Raw genomic sequence first — 20,205 nt, 5'->3', positions numbered from 1 at the left:
GGTCGTGACGTCTACAGTTGCCGGGGTGAGCACCGCCCTGTACCGCCGCTACCGGCCCGAGACCTTCTCCGAGGTGATCGGTCAGGACCACGTGACCGCGCCGCTCATGCAGGCGCTGCGCAGCGGTCGGGTGAACCACGCCTACCTCTTCTCCGGCCCGCGCGGCTGCGGCAAGACGACGAGCGCGCGCATCCTCGCGCGCACGCTCAACTGCGCGCAGAACACCCCGGACAACCCGCTCGACACCCCGTGCGGCGTCTGCCCCTCCTGCGTCGAGCTCGCGCGCGGCGGCCCGGGCAGCCTCGACGTCGTCGAGATCGACGCGGCGTCGCACAACGGCGTCGACGACGCCCGCGAGCTGCGCGAGCGCGCCGCGTTCGCCCCGGCGCGCGACCGGTACAAGATCTTCATCCTCGACGAGGCGCACATGGTGACGCCGCAGGGCTTCAACGCGCTGCTCAAGCTCGTCGAGGAGCCCCCGGAGCACGTGAAGTTCGTCTTCGCGACGACGGAGCCGGACAAGGTCATCGGCACCATCCGCTCCCGCACGCACCACTACCCGTTCCGCCTCGTCCCGCCGGACGTGCTCGGGCCCTACCTCGAGGAGCTGTGCGCCGCGGAGGGCGTGACGATCGGCGGCGGCGTCGTCCCGCTCGTCACGCGCGCCGGGGGCGGCTCGGTCCGCGACTCGCTGTCCGTCATGGACCAGCTCATCGCGGGCGCCCAGGACGGCGCCGTGGAGTACGAGCGCGCGGTCGCGCTCCTGGGCTTCACGCACGCGACGCTGCTCGACGACGTCGTGGACGCGCTCGCCGCGCGCGACGGTGCGAGCATCTTCCGCGTCGTGGACCACGTCATCGCCACGGGGCACGAGCCCCGGCGCTTCGTCGAGGACGTCCTCGAACGCCTGCGCGACCTCATCGTCATCGCCGTCTCCGGCGACGAGGCGCAGGCCGTGCTGCGCGACCAGCCCGCCGACCAGCTCGCGCGCATGCGAGCCCAGGCGCAGAACCTCGGCGTCGCGGAGCTCTCGCGCGCGGCCGACCTCGTCAACGCGGCGCTCACCGAGATGACGGGCGCCACCTCGCCGCGACTGCACCTGGAGCTCCTCATGGCGCGGCTGCTCCTGCCCGGCGCCGACGACGGCGCGGCCGGGTTCGCGGCGCGCCTCGACCGGCTCGAGCGCGGCGGGCTGAGCGCGGTCGCCGTCGCGCCGGCGGCCGTCCCGTCGGGGGCGGGGACGCCCGCTGGTGTCGGCGCCCCGGTGCCCGACGGCGCGGGGCAGGCGCCTGCCTCGACCGGACCGGCGTCCGGTCTCACGGGTGCCGCCGCCGTCCGTGCCGCGCTGCGGCCCAACCGTTCCACCCCGCCCGCCCCCGCCGCACCGTCGTCGGGCGGGGCCCCCGAGGCCGACCGGGTCGCTGCGGCACCTGGCGCCACGTCGGCACCGGACCAGGGGTCCCCGTCCGTACCCGCACCGTCGCCCACGTCCGAGCCCGCGCGCGAGGACGCCGCACCACCGAGGGCGCCGTCGTCCGAGCAGCGCACGGACGGGCCGTCGCAGCCGGAGGCCACGGTCGAGGAGCCCGAGCCCGCACCGGCGAGCCCGGTCCGGAGGACCGGTCCGGTCGAGCCAGCCGCGCAGGACATGGCAGCGCAGGACGACACGGCACCGCAGAGGCGCGACGAAGGGGCACCGCCCGCAGCGCGCGCCGAGGCGCCCGGAGCCGTCCCCGCGGCGCCCCCGGTGTCGAGCGCTCCGCCCGGAGGGACGAGCCCGGCCCTCACGACCGAGGAGCTCCGGCGGCGCTGGCCCGAGGTGCTGGAGAACCTGCGGGCGAATCCCGTCACGTGGTCGCTGGTCGGCCCGAACGCGCAGGTCGCGGAGCTCGGCCAGGGCGTGCTCTTCCTCGCGTTCCCGTCGCCGGGCCTCGCACGCACCTTCTCGTCCTCGCGGCACATCCATGCGGTGCAGGACGTCGTGTATCAGACCCTCGGGCTCCAGGTGCGGGTCGAGGCGCGGCTCGACGAGGGCGGGGCGGCCGGCGCCGGGCGCCCCTCGGCACAGGACCCTGCGGCCCCCGCACCCGCGGGCCCCGGTCAGGGCCCGGCAGCGCCCGGCCTCGGCGGGACCAGTCGTGAGCCCGGCTCCGGAGGGGGCGGCGCGTCCGCGCCCCTCGCGACGGTCGGCGCGCCGGGCGGGACCGTGGCGTCCGGCACGGCTGCCTCCCCGACCGCGCTCGCGACGGGCGCGTCCGCACCGCGCGGGGCCGTCGCGTTGCAGGAGCGACCGGTCGAGACGGACGTCGCCGACGGCGACGCTGAGCACGGACCGGTGGTCGACGCCGCAGACGAGGCCTGGCTCGCCGGAGCCTCGTCGCCGTCGCCGTCGCCCGAGCCCCGGATCGACACGGCGGACGAGGCGTGGCTCGCGGGGGTGCCCGCCGAGCCACCGGCCGACCTCGACGACGGCCCCGAGCCCGAGCCGGTTCTCGACCGCGCACCGGGCACGCGCGCGGCGCCCGGTGCGCCGAGTCCGGCCGCCCAGGCACCGGTCTCGTCCGTGAGCCCTGCGCCGGCCACGCCCGCGCCGCCGCGTCAAGAGGCACCGGGCCGCACGGCGTCGGTCGCTCCGGTGGACGCGTCGGGAGCCCCGCTGCGCGGGGTCTCCGCTGCACGCGCAGCCATCGCGGCGGCCACGACGGCCCGCGTCGCCCGACCCGCCGAGGCGCCCGCCCGGCGGGACGTGCCGTCGACGGTCGACCCGATGGACGACCTGCCCTCCGCGGACGACCCCGACATCGTCTCGACCGGTCTGGTCGGGACGGCGCTCGTCGTGAGCCTGCTCGACGGCAAGATCATCGAGGAGATCCAGGACCAGGGCTGATCGCCACGGTGGGTGCCCGGCCGTGTGGCCGGGCCGGTCGTGTGGGCCGCGCCCCGTAGGCTGGGGGCGTGTACGAAGGCGCTGTCCAGGACCTGATCGACGAGCTCGGCCGACTTCCCGGCGTCGGGCCCAAGAGCGCGCAGCGCATCGCGTTCCACCTGCTCGCCGCGGACGCCTCGGACGTGCGCCGGCTCGCCGACGCGCTCACCGAGGTGAAGGCGCGCGTGCGCTTCTGCGAGACGTGCGGCAACGTCGCGGAGTCCGAGCAGTGCCGCATCTGCGTGGACCCGCGCCGGTCGCCGGAGGTGATCTGCGTCGTCGAGGAACCCAAGGACGTCGTCGCGATCGAGCGCACGCGCGAGTTCCGTGGGAAGTACCACGTGCTCGGCGGCGCCATCAACCCGATCGAGAACGTCGGGCCGGGCGACCTGCGGATCGCCGAGCTCATGACGCGCCTCGCCGACGGTCAGGTGACCGAGGTGATCCTCGCGACCGACCCGAACGTCGAGGGCGAGGCCACCGCCACGTACCTCGCGCGCATGCTGGGCCCGATGGGCCTGCGCGTGACCCGCCTCGCGTCCGGGCTGCCGGTCGGGGGAGACTTGGAGTACGCGGACGAGGTGACGCTCGGCCGGGCGTTCGAGGGCCGACGTCTCGTCGGCGGCTGACGAGAGGTGACGAGCATGGGGGAGATCGAGAGCGACCCCGCCCTGCGGGAGATCGCCGAGGGCATGGCCGCGCAGGCGCGCGCGTTCCTCACGACGGCGACGCAGGTCGCGTCCGGGGCCGCACCCGGGGCGGTGCTGCCCCTGCTGCTGCTCGCGCTGTCCGACGCGCTCGCCGCGGGCGCGCGCCTCGGGGCGATGGGCGACGTCGTCCCGGTCGAGCGCTTCGAGCCCGACGCCGGCCGCGACACCGACGTGGACCCGCTGCGGACCGCGCTCTCCCAGCTCTTCGACGGGTTCGACGACTATGCCGAGATCACCGACCCGCTCGTGGGCGCCGAGGTCGGGGCCGCGTCCCTCTCGGGAGACCTCGCGTGCGTCGCCGAGTGCCTCGCGAAGGGACTCCAGCACTACGACGGCGCCCGCGAGCTCGAGGGCCTGTGGTGGTGGCAGTTCTCCTACGTGTCGCTCTGGGGGGAGCGCGCCGCGAGCGCGCTGCGCGTGCTGCAGCTCGCGCTCGCGCACCTGCGCCTCGACGTCGAGGACGACGTCGCGGCCGAGGCGGAGTACGACGCCCTCCAGTCCTGAGGCGCACGGGCCGGCGCCGCGGGCCGGCCGGGCCGTCCGTCAGTCCGTCGCGCTCGTCGCGCCGTAGTGCGCCGCGAGGGCGGGGTAGTAGCTGTCCCACTCCACCGCGGCGGGGTCGCGCCCGGCGCGCGCGGCGGCCAGGCGGTCGAGGTAGTACTCCCACCCGGGCCCGATCGACCCGGCGTCCTCGTCCGGGCCCAGCGCCTGCCGGAACGCGAGGGCGGTGGTGCCGCCGTCGTCGGCCAGGTCGATCTCCAGGTGCCACGACGTCTCGCCGACGGCGGTCTCGACCACGAGCCGGTGCGGCGGGTCGCAGCGCAGGACCCGGCACTCGTCGCCCTCCGTCGCGCCCTCGGCGGTCATGACGAAGCGGACGCTGCCCGTGGTCGGGTCACCGTCCCACGTGCCGATCCAGGGCTCGAGCCCTGCCGGCTCGGTGAGGCTCGCCCAGACGTCCGCGACGGGTGCGGCGAAGGTCCGGCGCAGCACGATCCACCGGCCGTCGTCGTCGCGCACGACGGAACCGGTCGGCTGCACCTCGGGGTTCTCGGTCGTCTCGGTCATCACAGCAGCGTAGGCAGGTCCCCGGCCACGGGGAAGGCCGGTGCGCTCCGCGCGACGTCGTCCGCCGACGCCGGTCCGAGCATCCCGGCCCCGTCGTCGCCCAGGGCGAGCCGGGCGCTCGCCCGGAACCGTCGGACGGCGTCGACCCACGCCCGCGCGGGCCGCAGGCCGCACGCGCGCAGCGCCCCCGCATGGTCCACGACCAGGACGGTCGCCGCGCCCAGGGCCACCACGCCCCACGCGGCGCCGACGAGGGCGCGCACCGGACGCAGGGTGCCCGCGAAGCCCTCCCGGAGCCGGTCGATCTGGAAGCGGAGGTGGTGGACCTCGTCGGAGGCGATCCGACGGCCGACACCACGGAGCACCGGGTCGGGTGCTGCGCTCGCCAGGGCCGTGAAGTAGCCCATCGCGACGGACTCGGCCACGAGGAAGAGCGCGATCTCGGTCCGCAGGCCGAGCAGGCGCCGCAGGGCGGTGAACGCCGCGTCCGACCAGTGCGCGTCGAGCCTGGGCGCCCCGAGGTGCGCCAGCCCGCGGCGGAACAGCGCCGAGTGCCGCTGCTCCTCGACGACGAGGCGCTCGAGCGCGTCGACGTACACCGGGTCCCCGGCGCGCCGGGCCTTGGCGAGCAGCCGCGCGCCGTCGCCGTCCTCGCCGAGCTCGAAGCGCTGGAACGACCGGACGAACGCCGCGCGGACGTCCGGGGGGAGGGTGCACGGGGCGTCCCAGTCGATCGTGGCCTCCGTCGCGAGCTGGGTGGCCCGGTTCGAGACGTAGTGGTCGACCCAGACGGTGAACGCCGGGGGCGAGCCCTCTCCGGTGGCCGGGGTGGTGCCGGTACGCGCGTCGTCGCTCGTCATGGCCGGAAACGTAGACCCGTGCCGCGGCCCGCGGGACGACCTGCGCGGAACCTCCTGAACGCTCCACCGGATACCCACAGCCGGGACGCAGGACCGCCGCGACCGAGGCGCTGTGGTACCACTAGGGAGTGCTGCCCGCCTTCTCCCTCCCGGTCTCCGGCGGGCTCGAGATCGACGGCCTGACCGTCCTCCTGCTCGTGCTCGCCGCCCTCACGGCGGGGTGGATCGACGCCGTCGTCGGCGGAGGCGGTCTGGTCCAGCTGCCCGCGCTGCTCCTCGTGCCCGGCATCAGCCCGGTCCAGGCGCTCGCGACGAACAAGCTCGCGAGCATCATGGGCACGTCGGTGAGCGCCGCGACGTACTACCGGCGGGTCGGTCCCGACCTGCGGACGGCGGGGCCGATGGCGCTCGCGGCGCTGGTGGGCGCGATCGGCGGTGCCGCTCTCGCGTCGCGCATCCCCGCCGAGCTGTTCAAGCCGATCATCCTCGTGGTGCTCGTCGGGGTCGCGGCCTACACGATCGCGAAGCCGAAGCTGGGGCACACGACGAACCTGCGCTGGGAGGGCAACGGCCACCGCTGGGCCGCGGCCGGGATCGGCCTCGTCATCGGCACGTACGACGGCCTGCTCGGTCCGGGCACGGGGACGTTCTTCGTCATCGCGCTCGTGAGCATCCTCGGGTACGCGTTCCTGCCGGCGTCGGCGCTCGCGAAGATCGCGAACTTCGCGACGAACGCGGGCGCGCTGATCTTCTTCGTCCCCTACGGCGCGGTGCTGTGGGGGCTGGGCCTGCTCATGGGTGCGGCGAACCTGCTCGGGGCGTACGTCGGGGCGCGCATGGCGGTGGCCAAGGGCAGCGCGTTCGTCCGCGTCGTGTTCGTCGTCGTGGTCGGGGCGCTCATCCTCAAGCTCGGCTACGACGTCATCGCCGACCTGAGCACCTGACGGGGCCCTGACCAGCGCGGAAGCACATCTGGTGTCACGTGGTGTCGAAATGTTGTCACCAGGGGTTGCGATGACACCACGAGTGGTGCCATGATGGCGTCATGGACCTCACCCCGTACGTCGACGACCTCCAGACCCGCCTCGCCGCTGCCGCGGACGCCGCGGGGGACGACGGCCGTCTGCTCGCCGAGCGACTGACCGCGCCCCTCGACGCGGCCGTGCGGCTCGTCCTCCTGGACGCGCTCTCGGCCGCGGCCGGGGAGATCTCCGCAGAGCTCGCCCCCGGGTCGGTCGACGTACGGCTGCGGGGCGGTGCCCCGGAGTTCGTCGTCGCCGCACCCGCCGCCGCGGCCCCGCCCACCGCTCCTGGTGAGCCTGCGTACGGCGTCGCTCCGGCGTCCGCGGCGACACCCGCCGCGCCGCTCGTCGCCGGGTCGACAGACGTCGAGTCCGGCGCCACGACCCGCACGACCCTGCGCCTGCCCGACCACCTCAAGACGCAGGCCGAGACCGCCGCCGCCCGCGACGGCGTCTCCGTCAACACCTGGCTCGTCCGCGCGGTCGCCGCCGCGCTCGAGCAGTCCACCGGACGCCCGGCCGCGCAGGCCCGTCCGCAGCCGCGCGGCTCCGCCCGCGTCACCGGCTGGGTGCGCTGACCCTCTCCGGTCCGCCCGCCCGCCCCTCCCACCACCCGCTGACACCACACCGACACCACCGTTGGAGCTCCGTCATGCCCACTTTCCCCGCCTCCCAGCCCGTCCCGGTCGTCGTGGACGTGCCCTTCGCCAACCTGCACGTCGTCGCCGGAGACCGTGACGACGTCGTCGTCACGGTCCTGCCCACGGACCCCACGAAGTCGGGCAGCGTCCGCGCCGCCCAGGACGTCCGGGTCGACCGCGACGGGGACGCCGTCACGATCTTGTACCCCGGGTCGTGGAAGCAGTTCGTCCTGCCGTTCGCGGCCGGGACCGCCGACATCACCGTCGAGCTCCCCGCCGGCTCCGACCTGCGCGGCAAGGCGGGCACCCTCTACACCGAGGGCTCGCTCGGGGCCGTCGACATGACGCTCTCCGTCGCCGACGTCCGGCTCGAGGACGTCGAGCGGCTGGACCTCAAGGCCTCGGCAGGCTCGGTCGTCGTCGGTCGCGTCGCGGGCACCGCCGACGTCAAGGTCAGCGCGGGCTCCGTGCGGATCGGCGAGATCGCCGGCGACGGCACGATCAAGGCCAGCAACGGCACGACGACGGTCGGCGCCGTCACGGGCACGCTCGCCGTGCAGGGCGCGCACGGCGAGATCGCCGTGACCCGGGTGCTCGGCACCCTCACCGCGAAGTCCGCGCACGGCGGCATCCGGGTCGACCGCCTGGAGTCCGGCAGCGTCACCCTCAGCACGTCGTTCGGCTCGATCGACGTGGGCGTGCCGGAGGGCACGGCCGCGTTCCTCGACGCGAGCTCCGAGCACGGCAGCGTCCGCAACCACCTGACCCCGACCGAGGGGCCCGTCGAGGACGAGGCCACCGCGGAGATCCACGCCAGCACCGGCTTCGGCGACGTCGTCGTCCGCCGGCCCTGAACCACACCTGAGAGAGACGGAGACCTGGACATGTCTGTCGACCAGTCCCTCGCGCCCGCCGTGCGGGTACGAGGCATCGAGAAGTCGTTCGGCGACCTGCGCGTGCTGCGAGGGGTCGACCTGGACGTGACCCCCGGGAGCATCTTCGCGCTGCTGGGGTCCAACGGGGCGGGCAAGACGACGCTCGTGCGGATCCTGTCGACGCTCCTCAAGCCCGACGCGGGGAGCGCGAGCGTCCACGGGCACGACGTCGTCGACGAGCCGGGGCAGGTCCGGGAGTCGATCTCCCTGACCGGGCAGTTCGCCGCGGTCGACGAGGTCCTCACCGGGCGCGAGAACCTCGTGCTCGTCGCGCGCCTGCGTCACCTGAAGAACCCCGCCCAGGTCGCGGACGACCTCCTCGCCCGCTTCTCCCTGACCGACGCGGGCTCGCGCCGGGCGGGGACGTACTCGGGCGGCATGCGCCGTCGTCTCGACATCGCGATGAGCCTGATCGGCGACCCGCCGGTCATCTTCCTCGACGAGCCGACGACCGGCCTGGACCCCCAGGCCCGCATCGAGGTCTGGGCCACGGTGCGCCAGCTCGCCCAGGGCGGCACGACCGTCCTGCTCACGACGCAGTACCTCGACGAGGCCGAGCAGCTCGCGGACCGGATCGCGATCCTGCACCGCGGCACCATCATCCAGAACGGCACCCTGGCCGAGCTCAAGGCGCTCCTGCCGCCCGCGCAGGTCGAGTACGTCGAGAAGCAGCCGTCCCTGGAGGACGTGTTCCTCACCCTCGTCGGCGACACCGGCGAGCACCCCGCGACCCCGACGACCGCCGAGGGCACCCAGCCCGCCGGAGAGGAGCTCCGATGACCACGCACGCCCTGGCCGACACCCGTGTCCTGACCGGCCGCTCGCTGCGCCACATCCTGCGCAGCCCGGACACGATCATCACGACCGCCGTCACCCCGATCGCGCTCATGCTGCTGTTCGTCTACGTCCTCGGCGGCGCGATCGACACCGGCGCCGCCGGGTCGTACATCGACTACATGCTGCCCGGCATCCTGCTCATCACCGTCGCGTCGGGCGTCGCGTACACGTCGTACCGGCTGTTCCTCGACCTGCAGGGCGGTATCTTCGAGCGCTTCCAGTCGATGCCCGTCGCGCGGTCCAGCGTCTTGTGGGCGCACGTGCTCACGTCGCTCGTCGCGAACCTCGTCTCGGTGACGATCGTCGTCGGCGTCGCGCTCCTCATGGGGTTCCGTACCGGGGCGTCGGTGGGTGCGTGGCTCGCCGTGCTCGGCATCCTCGTCCTGTTCACGCTCGCGCTGACGTGGCTCGCGGTCGTCGCGGGTCTCTCGGCGAAGACGGTGGACGGCGCCTCGGCGTTCAGCTACCCCCTGATCTTCCTGCCGTTCATCAGCTCCGCGTTCGTCCCCACGGAGACCATGCCCGCCCCCGTCGCCTGGTTCGCCGAGAACCAGCCCGTCACCGCGATCGTGAACACGCTGCGCGCGCTGTTCGGTGGGCAGCCGGTCGGCTCCGACATCTGGGTCGCGCTCGCGTGGCTCGTCGGCATCCTGGTCGTCGCCTACGCGTGGGCCGTCGCGATCTACCGGCGCAAGCTGAGCTGACCCGGGGACGCGAACGGTCCCGGCACGGTGGAGGTGGGCCGTCCGCGCCAGGGGCGTGGCGCGGACGGCGTCCCGTGCCGGGACCGTCTGCCGGTGAGGGGCCGTGGTACGGCCCCTCACCTGTCTGTGCGGAGACGCTACGCGGAGCGCTCCGGCCGGCCGGCCGGGATCACGTCCGGGCCGCCGGTCGCCTGGTCGGCCTCGGTCACCGCGCCGATGTCGTCACCGTGCACCGGCGCACCCGGGATCTCGACGTGCGGGGAGTCGGGCGGGGGCGGGGTGACGCTCCCCGCGAGCAGGTCGGGGCGGTCGGCGACCGTCGTGATCCCGCTCGAGACCTTGTAGCCCTTCTTGCGCATGGCGCGCGCCCGCTCGCCGGCCGACCGCAGACGCGGGTTCACGTACTCGTCGATGCCGAAGTTGATGAGCGACAGCGCCATGCCGAGCAGCGCGATGCACAGTCCGGCGGGGACGTACCACCACCAGTAGTCGGGGAAGGCGCCGTTCTGCTGGGCCCAGAAGAGGATCGTGCCCCAGTTGAGGTTCGTGATGGGGATGACCCCGATGAAGGCGAGGGTCGTGAGGCCGAGGACCGCGGCGGTCACGGTGCCGACGAAGCTCGAGGCGATGATCGCGGTGAGGTTCGGCAGCATCTCGACGGCGATGATGCGGCGGATCGGCTCGCCGTTCGCCCGCGCCGCCTGGATGAAGTCCCGGTTCCGGAGCGACAGGGTCTGCGCCCGCAGGACGCGCGCGCCCCAGGCCCAGCCGGTGATCGCGAGCACCGTGGAGACGAGCAGGAGGCTCGGGTTCTCCTGCTGCGACGCCACGATGATCATGAGCGGCAGGCCGGGGAGCACGAGGAACACGTTCGTGAGGGCCGAGAGCGACTCGCTGCGCCAGCCCGCGATGTACCCGGCGGTCACCCCGATGATCACCGCGACCAGCGTCGCGATGATGCCGGAGACGAAGCCGACGACCAGCACGCCCCGCGTGCCGTAGATGATCTGGCTGAGGACGTCCTCGCCCATGTGCGTCGTGCCGAGCAGGTGCTGCGCGGACGGCGGCTGCTTGAGCGCGGTGAAGTCCTTCTCGAGCGGGCCGTAGGGCGCGAGGAGGTCGCCGAAGATCGCGACGAGCGTGAACACGCCGAGGATGATCAGACCGGTGAGCGACTTGCCGTTGCGGAACATCGCGAACGACGCCCCGGCGCGGCTCGCGAGGCCGCGGCCGGAGGAGCCGCCCGAGGCGGCCGGCGGGGTCGCGGGCGCGGTGGCCTCGCTCGTCGCGGTCGTGGTGGTGGACGTCATGGCTCAGGCCTCCGTCTGACGCGTGCGCGGGTCGAGGGCGGCGTAGGCGACGTCCGCCAGGATGTTCGCGACGAGGACCGAGAGCGTGATGACGAGGAAGAGTCCCTGCATCAGCGGGTAGTCCTTCGCGTTGGTGGCGTCGAGCAGCAGCTTGCCCACCCCGGGGTAGGAGAAGACGAGCTCCATGACGAGCGTGCCGCCGACGATGAAGCCGAGCGACAGCGCGAAGCTCGACAGCTGCGGCAGCACCGCGTTGCGCGACGCGTAGCGCGTGAGCACCTTGCGGGGCGGGAGGCCCTTGGCCTGCGCGACCGTCACGTAGTCCTCGTCGAGGACGGTGATCATCATGTTCCGCATCCCGAGGACCCAGCCGCCGAGCGACGCGACGACGATGGTCAGCGCGGGCAGCGTCCCGTGCTGGATCACGTCCCAGGCGAACTCCCACGACCACTCGGGCGACGCGCCCTTGCTGTACGCGTGGGACGCCGGGAACCAGCCGAGCATGCTCGAGAAGACCGCGATGGCGATGAGGCCCATCCAGAAGTACGGGACGGTCGAGAAGAACGTCGAGATGGGCACGATCGCGTCGGCCTTGCTCCCGCGGCGCCAGCCGATGACCGCGCCGAGGCCGCTGCCGAGGAAGAAGCTGAGGATCGTGGCGATGCCGACGAGCCCGAGCGTCCACGGCAGGGCGGCGGCGATCACGTCGCCGACGGGGGCGAGGCCCTTGGAGAACGACCGGCCGAGGTCGCCGCTGAGCATGAGGCCCCAGTAGTCGATGTACTGCTGGAAGAGCGACCGGCCGTCGTCGAGCCCGAAGAGGGTGCGCAGCGACTCGGCTGCCTCGGGGCTGATCTTCCCCTGGTTCTTCGCGAGGTACGCGGAGACCGGGTCGCCCTTCATCATGCGGGGCAGGAAGAAGTTGATCGTGATCGCCGCCCAGGCGGTGAACAGGTAGAAGGCGGTGCGTCGGGCGAAGAATCGCAACGGGATCAGCTCCTCGACGATGCGGGGCCGGTGCCGGAGAAGTGGACCTCCGGGTTGGGCGAGGCATCGCGTAGCGCGCGGGTGTAGGGGTGCTGGGGCTCGAGGATCACGTCGTCGGCCGGGCCGTGCTCCACGACCTTGCCGTGGTGCAGGACCATGATCTCGTCGCTGAAGTGGCGCGCGGTCGCCAGGTCGTGCGTGATGTAGAGGACCCCGAGGTTCGCCTCGCGCTGCAGCTCGGCGAGGAGGTTGAGGACGCCGAGGCGGATCGACACGTCGAGCATCGAGACCGGCTCGTCCGCGATGAGCAGCGACGGCCGCGACGCGAGGGCGCGCGCGATCGCGACCCGCTGGCGCTGTCCGCCGGACAGCTCGTGCGGGCGGCGTTCCACGACCCCGCCGTCCAGGTGGACGCGGTCGAGGAGGCGGTGCACCTCGGCGTCGACCTCGTCCTTCGGGACCACGTGGTCGAGGCGCAACGGGCGCTCGAGGTGGTGGCGGATCGTGTGGTACGGGTTGAGCGACGCGAACGGGTCCTGGAAGACCATGCGGACCTGCTGCCGGTAGCGGCGCAGGGCCCGTCCCCGGCGGGGGATGGGGGCGCCGTCGAGCAGGATCTCGCCGGACGTGGCGCGCTCGAGCTGCGTGAGGATCTTCGCGATCGTCGACTTGCCGCTGCCGCTCTGCCCGACGAGCGCGATGGTGCGCCCCGAGGTGAGCGTGAAGCTGACGTCGTCGAGCGCGAGCAGGTCGCCGGAGCCACGGACCCGGTACTTCTTGCTGACGTGGGAGAACTCGAGGGTGGTCATCAGGCCTGGCCTCCTGCGCTGGTCGTGACTGTGCTCGAGGCCGTGGCCGCCGCCTCCGACCGGCCCCGCACGAACCCGCCCCGCTCCCCGGTGAGGCTCGGGAACGAGCCGAGGAGCTTGCGGGTGTACTCGTGCTGGGCGTGGTGGTAGATGTTCGACGCGGTGTCGAGCTCGACGATCCGGCCCTGCCGCATGACGGCGATCCGGTCCGAGATCTCGAGGAGCAGCGGGAGGTCGTGCGTGATGAAGATGACCGAGAAGCCGAACTGCTTCCGCAGGTCCGAGATCTGCTGCAGGATCTCGCGCTGCACGAGGACGTCGAGCGCCGTCGTCGGCTCGTCCATGATCATGAGCTGCGGCTTGAGCGCGAGGGCCATCGCGATCATGACGCGCTGGCGCATGCCGCCGGAGAGCTCGTGGGGGTAGGAGCGCAGCCGGTCGCGTCCGACGCCGACGAGGTCGAGGAGCTGGGCGCTCTCCTCGGTCCGCTCGGCCTTGCTCATGCGGGGCCGGTGCGTCTCGAACACGTCGCCGAGCTGCTTGCCGATGTTGGCGACCGGGTTGAGCGCGTTCATCGCCCCCTGGAACACCATCGACGCCTTGTCCCACCGGAACCGGCGCATCGCGTCGTCGTCGAGCGCGTTGAGGTCGACGTCCTCGCCCGACTCGTCGTGGAAGATCGCCGACCCCGAGGGGATGACGGCCGGCGGCTTGAGCAGCCGCTGGATGCCGTACGCGAGCGACGTCTTGCCGCAGCCGGACTCGCCGGCGAGGCCGAGGATCTCCCCGCGGTGCAGCGTGAGGGAGACGTCGCTGACGGCCTCGACGGGCGGGTCGACGTCGTAGACCACGCTGAAGTTCGAGACGGTCAGCAGAGGTTCGGTGTTCACTCGTCCTACCTGTTTCTGTGCTGGGGGTTCGCGGTGCGTCGTGCTCTCGGGTGCGGGTCATACCGTCGCACCGCGGTGGGTGCGCCGGGAAGGTGTGGGGACCTTCCCGGCGCACCCTGCCGCACCCGGCCCGCGCGCCGTGGCGACGCGCGAGCCTAGGGCCTCACTCGGCCGGCTTGAGCTGGGTGAGGATGAGCACCGAGGTCGGCTGCGTCGGGTCCGCGTTGATGTACGGGTCGTCGTCGCTCGGCCAGCCCACGTAGTTGCGGGTGTTGAACTGCGAGATGAACGGACGCGTGCCGATCGGCATGACGGGGACCTCGTCCACGAAGATCTTCTGCGCCGCGGCGATCGCCGTCGCACGCTCCTCGTCCGACGTGGCGGCGAGGTACGCGTTGAGCGCCGCGGTGGCCTCCGGGCTGTCGAAGCGGCCGAAGTTGTAGTCCGCGGCCTCGCCGATCGGCTTGAGCCAACGAGCGTCCATCGTGTCGCTGTAGATGTCGTACGGCGTCGCGCCGGTCTCGGTCCAGTGCAGGATCGCGTCGAAGTCGCCGGTGCCCTTGGCGGCCCACCACGAGTCGGAGTCGGGCGTGTCGACCGACGCCTCGACGCCGATGGCCTTCACGGACTCGGAGATCAGGCTGATGCCGGTGACGTAGTCGTTCCAGCCCTGGGGGACGCTGAGCTGGAAGGTGACGGGCTCGCCGTCGGGGTCGATCAGGGCGTCGCCCTGGTAGGTGTAGCCCGCGTCGGTGAGCACCTTCTTGGCGCCCTCGACGTCGACCTCGTACTCCTCGCCCGCGAACTCGTCCGAGATGAACGGGTCACCGGCGGGGGTGGGCAGGCCGGTGACCGAGGTGAGCAGCGGGACGCCGCCCTCGCGGGCGATCTGCTGGTGCTGCTCGCGGTCGATGACCATGTTGACGGCCTGGCGGAACGCGACGTCGTCGAACGGCTTCTTGGTCGTGTTGACGAACATCGCGTCGATGCCCAGGCCGGCGGGGGCCCAGTACACGTTGTGCTCCGGGTCCTTGTCCACGAACGCCGACTGCACGTTCGGGAGGGCCGCCTGCGCCCAGTCCGCGTCGCCGTTGGCGAGCGCCGTCGTCAGGGCGCTGTTGTCGTTGTACGACACGTAGTACAGCGTCGGGACCGCGAGCTCGCCGCCCCAGTAGTCGTCGCGCGCGTCGAGCTGCACGCTCTCCGTGCTGAAGCTGGTCAGCGTGTACGGGCCGGTGCCGACGGGCTCGGGGTTCGTCTCCGTGGTCGGGTCGGCGACCTTCTCCCAGACGTGCTTCGGGACGACGAAGCGGTGCAGGACCTTGTCCTGCTTCACGTACATGGGGGTGTTGAAGGTGACGGTGACGACGTCGCCCTCGGTCGCGACGCTCTTGATGCCGAGCGCGGCGGTGTCGAGCGCGGGGTTGTCGACGAGGATCTGGTACGAGTACGCGATGTCGTCGGCGGTGAGGTCCTCGCCGTCGTTCCACTTCACGCCCTCGCGGGCCGTGAGCTGGACCGAGGTGTAGTCCTCCGACCACGTGATCTCGGACGCGAGCCAGGGGCGGACCTCGTCCGACGGGTTGACGACGTTGACGATGCCGACGGGCTCGTAGATCGCGTTGACGTAGCCGAGCTTGAGCGCGGACGAGTCGCCGATCCACGGGTTGTTCGACTCGGTCGCGATCGCGCCGTCCGGCTTCGCGATGGTGAGGGCGGCGCCCGCGCCGGAGCCGGTCGTCTCGTCGTCGTTGTTGCCGCCCGTCGACGAGCAGCCGGTCAGCACGAGTGCTGTCGCGATGCCGAGGGCGATCGCGGAGGCCTTCAACCTCATGAATCTCTCTCCTTCGAGGGAACATCGTCCCCGGCGCGGTGCCGGGGCGGTGGAGCGTGGTGCGTGAAACGAAAGGTGCGTGGGGCGCTGGGTCGCCCCGGCTGGACCGCGGTCCGGGCTACTCCTGTTCGGTGGTGCTGTCCTGCACCCGGACCGCGGTGTCCAGGCGGAGGTCGTGGACGGAACGCCCCGCCCGGAGCCGGTAGGTACCGGCCGGGAGGTGCCAGCGTCCGCTGTCGGTGTCCCACACCTCGAGCTGACGGCGGGGGACGGTCACGGTGACGTCGGCGGTGGCCCCCACGGCGACGTCGACGACGGCGAACCCGCCGAGCCAGCGGACCGGGCGGTCGCGCTCGGCGACCGGGGCCGACGCGGGCGCGACCGGGGGTTCGACGTAGACCTGGACGACCTCGCGGCCGTCGCGGGACCCGGTGTTGGTGACGCGGACCGTGAGGGTCACGTCGCCGTCGGGCGTGCGGGCGGGCAGGTGGTCCGGACCGGAGGACGCGTCGTACGACCACGTCGTCCAGCCCAGCCCGTGCCCGAAGGGCGCGGCAGGGACCGCGCCCGAGCGCTCCCACGCGCGGTAGCCGACGTGGACGCCGTCGGCGTACTCGACGACCCCCTGGTGGGGCACCGCGTGCGGGACGGGGACGTCGGCCTCGGCGGCCGGGAGGGTCCAGGGCAGGCGGCCGGCCGCCTCGACGGCGCCCGCGAGCACGTCCGCGATCGAGTGCCCGGCCTCCTGGCCGGGGAACCAGACCCACAGCACCGTGCGCGCGCGGTCGAGCCAGGGGAGCAGCACGGGCGCGCCCGCGTTCACGACGACGACCGCGTCCGGGTCGACGTCGAGGACCCGCTCGACGAGCTCGTCCTGGCGGCCGGGCAGCGCGAGCGAGCTGCGGTCCCAGCCCTCGGACTCGACCTCCTCGTTCGTCCCGACGACGACGACGGTCAGGTCGGCCGCGCGGGCGGCCTCGACGGCGTCGGCGATCTCCTGCTCGACGCTCGGCGCGGGGACGCGGTGGCGCAGCTCCGCGCGGACGAGGTTCCCGTAGCCCTGGGCGCGGGTGACGAGGAGCGACGCGGTGATCCGCACGCGACGCGGCGCGTCGACGTGCACGGTCGCGGGGGTGCCCGCCGGGTTGTTGATCGACGAGTCGAGGATGACCTCGACGCCGGAGCGGCGGTCGTCCTTCGCGACGACGACGCCGTCGATCTCGATCGTGTGGCCCGGGACCGTGCCGACCTCGAGCACGTGGTCGCCGGGCTCGTCGAGGAGGACGTCGACGTCGAGCACGACGGTGTCGACCTCGGCGGGCAGGTCGCGCAGGAACCCGTCCCAGCGGGGCAGGACGGACTTGCGGAGCGTCGCGCCCTCGGCGTCGAGCCAGGTCACCGCGACGGCGGCGCCGTCCGCGCTGCGTCCTTCCACGTCGAGGCGGGGGGCGAACCGGCGCGCGTCGCCGCCGCGGGCCACGGTGAGCGTGGCGTCGGGCCAGCGGGCGGCCAGGCCCTCGGCGGGGGTGACGACGTGCGCGGGGTTGACGGTCGAGCTGCCGCCGCCGAGCACGTGCGGGCGCACGGCGTTGGGGCCGACGAGCGCGATCGAGCGCGGGGCGGGTCGGTCCCAGACGGGGTTCCGGGCGTCCGAGCGCAGGACGACCGTGCCGGCGGCGGCGGTGCGGCGCACCAGGGCGCGCAGGTCGCCGTCGTGCGTGACCGGACGGGCGGGCTCGTCGAGCGCGCCGACGCGGCGTGCGAGCAGGAGGATGCGCGCGACCTTGTCGTCGATCTCGCTCTCGGGGACGCGGCCGTCCTCGACCGCGCGGACGAGGGCGTCCTCCCACGGGCCGCCCGGGCCGGGCATGACGACGTCGAGCCCGCCGTTCGCGGAGAGCTCGGTCGTGTGCGTCGCGACCCAGTCGGAGACCACGGCGCCGTCGAACCCGAGCTCGTCCTTGAGGACGTCGGTGAGCAGGTGCCGGTGCCCGGTCATGGGGCCGGACTCCACGCCGTCGTCCACCTGGTTGTAGGCCGCCATGACGGACCACGCGCCCGCCGCGACCGCGTCCTCGAACGGGGCGAGGTAGACCTCGCGCAGCACGCGGGGGTCGACGTGCGACACGTACGACGTGCGCTGGGTCTCGGAGTCGTTGGCGACGTAGTGCTTGACGCACGCCGCGACGCCCTGGTCCTGGAGGCCGCGCACGACGCCGGTGCCGATCTGGGCCGTGAGGTACGGGTCCTCGGAGTAGCACTCGAAGTGCCGGCCGCCGACGGGCGTGCGCTGGATGTTGACCTGGGGCGCGAGGACGACGTCGACGCCGTGCGTGCGCGCCTCGCGGGCGAACGCCTGACCGGTCTCGTGCGCGGCGGCCCGGTCCCAGGTCGCGCCGATCGCGCTGGGGGACGGGAAGAGGATCGAGGTCTCGCCCTCGACCTCGCTCGTGCCGCGGACCCCGACGGGCCCGTCGGACATGACGACGGGGCGCAGCCCGAGCTCGTCCAGGGCGTGCAGGCGCCACATGGACTGGCCGGTGAGGAGGCGGACCTTCGCGCGGAGGGTCAGCTCCTGCGCACGGGTGCGCAGGGTGTCGAGCTCCGCGGGGTCGCGCTCTCCTGCGAGGGACTGCGATGTCACGTACGTGCTCCTCGTCGTCGAGTCGTCTGTCGAGCGGAGAACTTACCGTGCAGTCAGTAAGTTGGCAAGAATCTGCGTTTCCGCAGGTCAGATCGATATCTGACCGTGACCTTTGCCGGGAGTGTGGCTCGGAGGCGCCGCCGCGTGCGTAGGATCACCCCCGGACGGCGACGGACCGAGGACGTGCTCGGTGCCGGAACGCCGACGTCGGCGCCGACGGTGGCGCACCGGGCACCACGACGAGGAAGTGACGAGGCGATGACCACGAGCAGGCGGCGCCCCCGCGTGCGGGAGGAGACCCTCCGGCGCCGCGAGGAGATCCTCAAGGCCGCCATGGCGACCTTCGGGAGCAAGGGCTACCACAACGGTCCCCTGGCGGAGATCGCGGAGCAGGTCGACATGACCCACGCCGGGATCCTGCACCACTTCGGGTCCAAGGACCATCTCCTCCTCGAGGTGCTGCGCTACCGCGACGAGAGCGACGTCGCCGGCCTCGACGGGCAGCACATCCCGGGCGGCATCGACATGTTCCGCCACCTGGTCCGCACGGCGTTCCTCAACGCGCAGCGCGCCGGGATCGTGCAGACGTACGCCGTCCTCTCCGCCGAGTCCGTGACCGACGACCACCCCGCGCGCGCCTTCTTCCAGGGCCGGTACCGCACGCTGCGCAGCGAGGCCGTCGAGGCGTTCGAGGCGTTGTGCGCGGAGCGGGGCGTCGCCGTCCCCGCGACCGTCCGGCACGCGTCGGCGTCGATCCTCGCCGTCATGGACGGCCTCCAGGTCCAGTGGCTCCTCGACCCCACGCAGGTCGACCTCGGCGAGGCGAGCGAGTTCGCCATCGAGGCGATCGTCACCGCGGTGCTCGACCCGCGCCCGTCCCCGCTCGGGTCTCTCCCGGTGGCCGCGGAGGAGGGCGGCGCCGCGAGTGTCGCCGACGCCGACGCCGATGCCGATGCCGATGCCGATGCCAAGGCCGCGGCCGCCCGGCCCGTGGAGGCCGCGACGGCCTGACGGCCGCAGGCCGGAGTCCTCGGGGCTGGTCCCGCGGCCTCGGACCTTCGGTCCCGGCGGGTCGCGACCACGGGCCCTGGTCGGGCGCGGGGGACGACGGCGAGGATCGAGGTCGTGCAGACCCTCGCCCAGGCGTTGACCACCCAGTCGGAGGCGGCCCGGAAGAAGGTCGGCTCGGCGAGACACCCGGCGCGCTACCTCGTCGCCGCGATGCTCGCCGGCGCGTACATCGGCGTCGGCGTCGTGCTCATGGTCGCGACGGCCGGGCCGTTCCTCGCGGCCGGGTCGCCGGGGGAGCGGCTGGTCGCCGGGGGCGTGTTCGCCGCGGCCCTGACCCTCGTGGTGTTCGCCGGGGCCGAGCTCGCGACCTCCGCGATGATGATCCTCGCCCAGGGCGTCGCCACGCGCGCCGTCCGGGTGCGCGACGCCGTCGTCACGCTCGGCCTGTGCCTCGTCGGCAACCTCGCCGGCTCGATGCTCTTCGCGTTCGCGGTCACGAAGGCCGGCGTCCTGCACTCCAACGCGGCCGCGGGGGAGATGGTCGCGTCCATGCTGCGCGCGAAGGCCCACGAGACCGGCGGCGAGCTCTTCTTCCGCGGCGTCCTGTGCAACCTCCTCGTGTGCGCCGCGATCTGGGCCTGCGGTCGCCTGCGCTCCGAAGCGGGCAAGGCGATCGTCCTGTTCTGGGCGATCCTCGCGTTCATCGCCTCCGGGTTCGAGCACGTCGTCGCCAACATGACGACCTTCTCGCTCGGCCTCCTCGGCGGCCTGGGTCCGACGACGTGGGCCGACTTCGCCCGCAACCTCACCTGGGTCGGCCTCGGCAACCTCGTCGGCGGCGCCCTCGTCGTCGGCCTCGCGTACGTCGTCGTCGCGGGCCCGGCGCGAGACGCCGGGCGGGGGGCGCCCTCGACGGCCGCGACCTCGAGGCCGGTCGTGCTTCCCGTACCGTCGATCCGGCGGGCGGCCTCGCCCCTCGACCGGAGCCACCGCGCGGGCTGACGCCGCGCCGCCCGG

Annotated in this window: 17 protein-coding genes and 1 pseudogene; 10 read left to right on the top strand and 8 right to left on the bottom strand. The window is 73.3% G+C overall.

Features of this window, described 5'->3' with window-relative positions:
- The first annotated feature begins 25 nt into the window (after nucleotides 1-25).
- The 3 genes from JOE63_RS19260 (at nucleotide 26) to JOE63_RS19250 (ending at nucleotide 4,140) form a co-directional block, all read left to right on the top strand.
- The gene (locus JOE63_RS19260; RefSeq protein ID WP_204543077.1) at nucleotides 26-2,887 is read left to right on the top strand and encodes a DNA polymerase III subunit gamma and tau; all 2,862 of its coding nucleotides are present in this window, start codon (nucleotides 26-28) and stop codon (nucleotides 2,885-2,887) included.
- 68 nt (nucleotides 2,888-2,955) lie between these two features.
- Nucleotides 2,956-3,555 (top strand): recombination mediator RecR, encoded by a 600-nt coding sequence (recR, locus tag JOE63_RS19255; RefSeq protein ID WP_087469967.1) that lies wholly within the window; start codon nucleotides 2,956-2,958, stop codon nucleotides 3,553-3,555.
- Nucleotides 3,556-3,570: 15 nt separating this feature from the next.
- Nucleotides 3,571-4,140 (top strand): DUF5063 domain-containing protein, encoded by a 570-nt coding sequence (locus tag JOE63_RS19250; protein WP_204543076.1) that lies wholly within the window; start codon nucleotides 3,571-3,573, stop codon nucleotides 4,138-4,140.
- A gap of 39 nt (nucleotides 4,141-4,179) precedes the next feature.
- On the opposite strand, the gene JOE63_RS19245 is transcribed toward JOE63_RS19250, so the two are convergent.
- Together JOE63_RS19245 and JOE63_RS19240 are read right to left on the bottom strand one after the other, a co-directional pair.
- On the bottom strand, nucleotides 4,180-4,704 hold the full coding sequence (locus JOE63_RS19245) for an SRPBCC family protein (RefSeq protein ID WP_087469965.1): 525 nt from the start codon (nucleotides 4,702-4,704) through the stop codon (nucleotides 4,180-4,182).
- The gene (locus JOE63_RS19240; RefSeq protein ID WP_204543075.1) at nucleotides 4,704-5,564 is read right to left on the bottom strand and encodes a ferritin-like domain-containing protein; all 861 of its coding nucleotides are present in this window, start codon (nucleotides 5,562-5,564) and stop codon (nucleotides 4,704-4,706) included. Before JOE63_RS19240 ends, JOE63_RS19245 begins: the two co-directional genes overlap by 1 nt.
- 128 nt (nucleotides 5,565-5,692) lie before the next feature.
- On the opposite strand from JOE63_RS19240, the gene JOE63_RS19235 reads away from it, so the two are divergent.
- From JOE63_RS19235 to JOE63_RS19215, 5 genes are all read left to right on the top strand, one after another.
- Nucleotides 5,693-6,508, top strand: coding sequence for a TSUP family transporter (locus tag JOE63_RS19235; protein ID WP_244286271.1), 816 nt, complete (start codon nucleotides 5,693-5,695; stop codon nucleotides 6,506-6,508).
- Nucleotides 6,509-6,609: 101 nt separating this feature from the next.
- Nucleotides 6,610-7,164 (top strand): histidine kinase, encoded by a 555-nt coding sequence (locus tag JOE63_RS19230; RefSeq protein WP_204543074.1) that lies wholly within the window; start codon nucleotides 6,610-6,612, stop codon nucleotides 7,162-7,164.
- 74 nt (nucleotides 7,165-7,238) lie between these two features.
- Nucleotides 7,239-8,081, top strand: coding sequence for a DUF4097 family beta strand repeat-containing protein (locus tag JOE63_RS19225; RefSeq protein WP_087469962.1), 843 nt, complete (start codon nucleotides 7,239-7,241; stop codon nucleotides 8,079-8,081).
- A 30-nt stretch (nucleotides 8,082-8,111) separates the two neighbouring features.
- On the top strand, nucleotides 8,112-8,942 hold the full coding sequence (locus JOE63_RS19220) for an ABC transporter ATP-binding protein (protein WP_087469961.1): 831 nt from the start codon (nucleotides 8,112-8,114) through the stop codon (nucleotides 8,940-8,942).
- Entirely contained in the window at nucleotides 8,939-9,703 is a 765-nt protein-coding gene (locus JOE63_RS19215; protein ID WP_204543073.1) for an ABC transporter permease, read from the top strand. Before JOE63_RS19220 ends, JOE63_RS19215 begins: the two co-directional genes overlap by 4 nt.
- A gap of 137 nt (nucleotides 9,704-9,840) precedes the next feature.
- Here JOE63_RS19215 and JOE63_RS19210 read toward each other — a convergent pair whose 3' ends face one another.
- The 6 genes from JOE63_RS19210 to JOE63_RS19185 form a co-directional block, all read right to left on the bottom strand.
- Entirely contained in the window at nucleotides 9,841-11,013 is a 1,173-nt protein-coding gene (locus JOE63_RS19210; RefSeq protein WP_239576763.1) for an ABC transporter permease, read from the bottom strand.
- Between the two features lie 3 nt (nucleotides 11,014-11,016).
- Complete coding sequence (locus tag JOE63_RS19205) at nucleotides 11,017-12,000, bottom strand: ABC transporter permease (RefSeq protein WP_087469959.1); 984 nt, start codon at nucleotides 11,998-12,000, stop codon at nucleotides 11,017-11,019.
- A 5-nt stretch (nucleotides 12,001-12,005) separates the two neighbouring features.
- A complete protein-coding gene (locus JOE63_RS19200) occupies nucleotides 12,006-12,809 on the bottom strand; it encodes an ABC transporter ATP-binding protein (RefSeq protein ID WP_087469958.1) in 804 nt (267 codons plus the stop codon).
- On the bottom strand, nucleotides 12,809-13,699 hold the full coding sequence (locus JOE63_RS19195; protein ID WP_087469957.1) for an ABC transporter ATP-binding protein: 891 nt from the start codon (nucleotides 13,697-13,699) through the stop codon (nucleotides 12,809-12,811). The genes JOE63_RS19200 and JOE63_RS19195 overlap by 1 nt, the downstream gene beginning before the upstream one ends.
- A 163-nt stretch (nucleotides 13,700-13,862) precedes the next feature.
- Entirely contained in the window at nucleotides 13,863-15,533 is a 1,671-nt protein-coding gene (locus tag JOE63_RS19190; protein WP_087469956.1) for an ABC transporter substrate-binding protein, read from the bottom strand.
- A gap of 118 nt (nucleotides 15,534-15,651) precedes the next feature.
- Complete coding sequence (locus JOE63_RS19185; RefSeq protein WP_307840238.1) at nucleotides 15,652-18,177, bottom strand: beta-glucosidase family protein; 2,526 nt, start codon at nucleotides 18,175-18,177, stop codon at nucleotides 15,652-15,654.
- 258 nt (nucleotides 18,178-18,435) lie between these two features.
- On the opposite strand from JOE63_RS19185, the pseudogene JOE63_RS19180 reads away from it, so the two are divergent.
- Both JOE63_RS19180 and JOE63_RS19175 read left to right on the top strand, forming a co-directional pair.
- Nucleotides 18,436-19,062: pseudogene (locus tag JOE63_RS19180) on the top strand (TetR/AcrR family transcriptional regulator); the annotation flags it as partial.
- Between the two features lie 240 nt (nucleotides 19,063-19,302).
- Nucleotides 19,303-20,190: a formate/nitrite transporter family protein gene (locus JOE63_RS19175; RefSeq protein WP_204543072.1), complete on the top strand. Its 888-nt coding sequence runs from the start codon at nucleotides 19,303-19,305 to the stop codon at nucleotides 20,188-20,190.
- The last annotated feature ends 15 nt before the right edge of the window (nucleotides 20,191-20,205 follow it).

Source organism: Cellulosimicrobium cellulans (assembly GCF_016907755.1).
Classification (GTDB): domain Bacteria; phylum Actinomycetota; class Actinomycetes; order Actinomycetales; family Cellulomonadaceae; genus Cellulosimicrobium; species Cellulosimicrobium cellulans_D.
The sequence above is the reverse complement of the archived record's forward strand: the minus strand, read 5'-3'. Positions and strand labels throughout refer to the sequence as shown.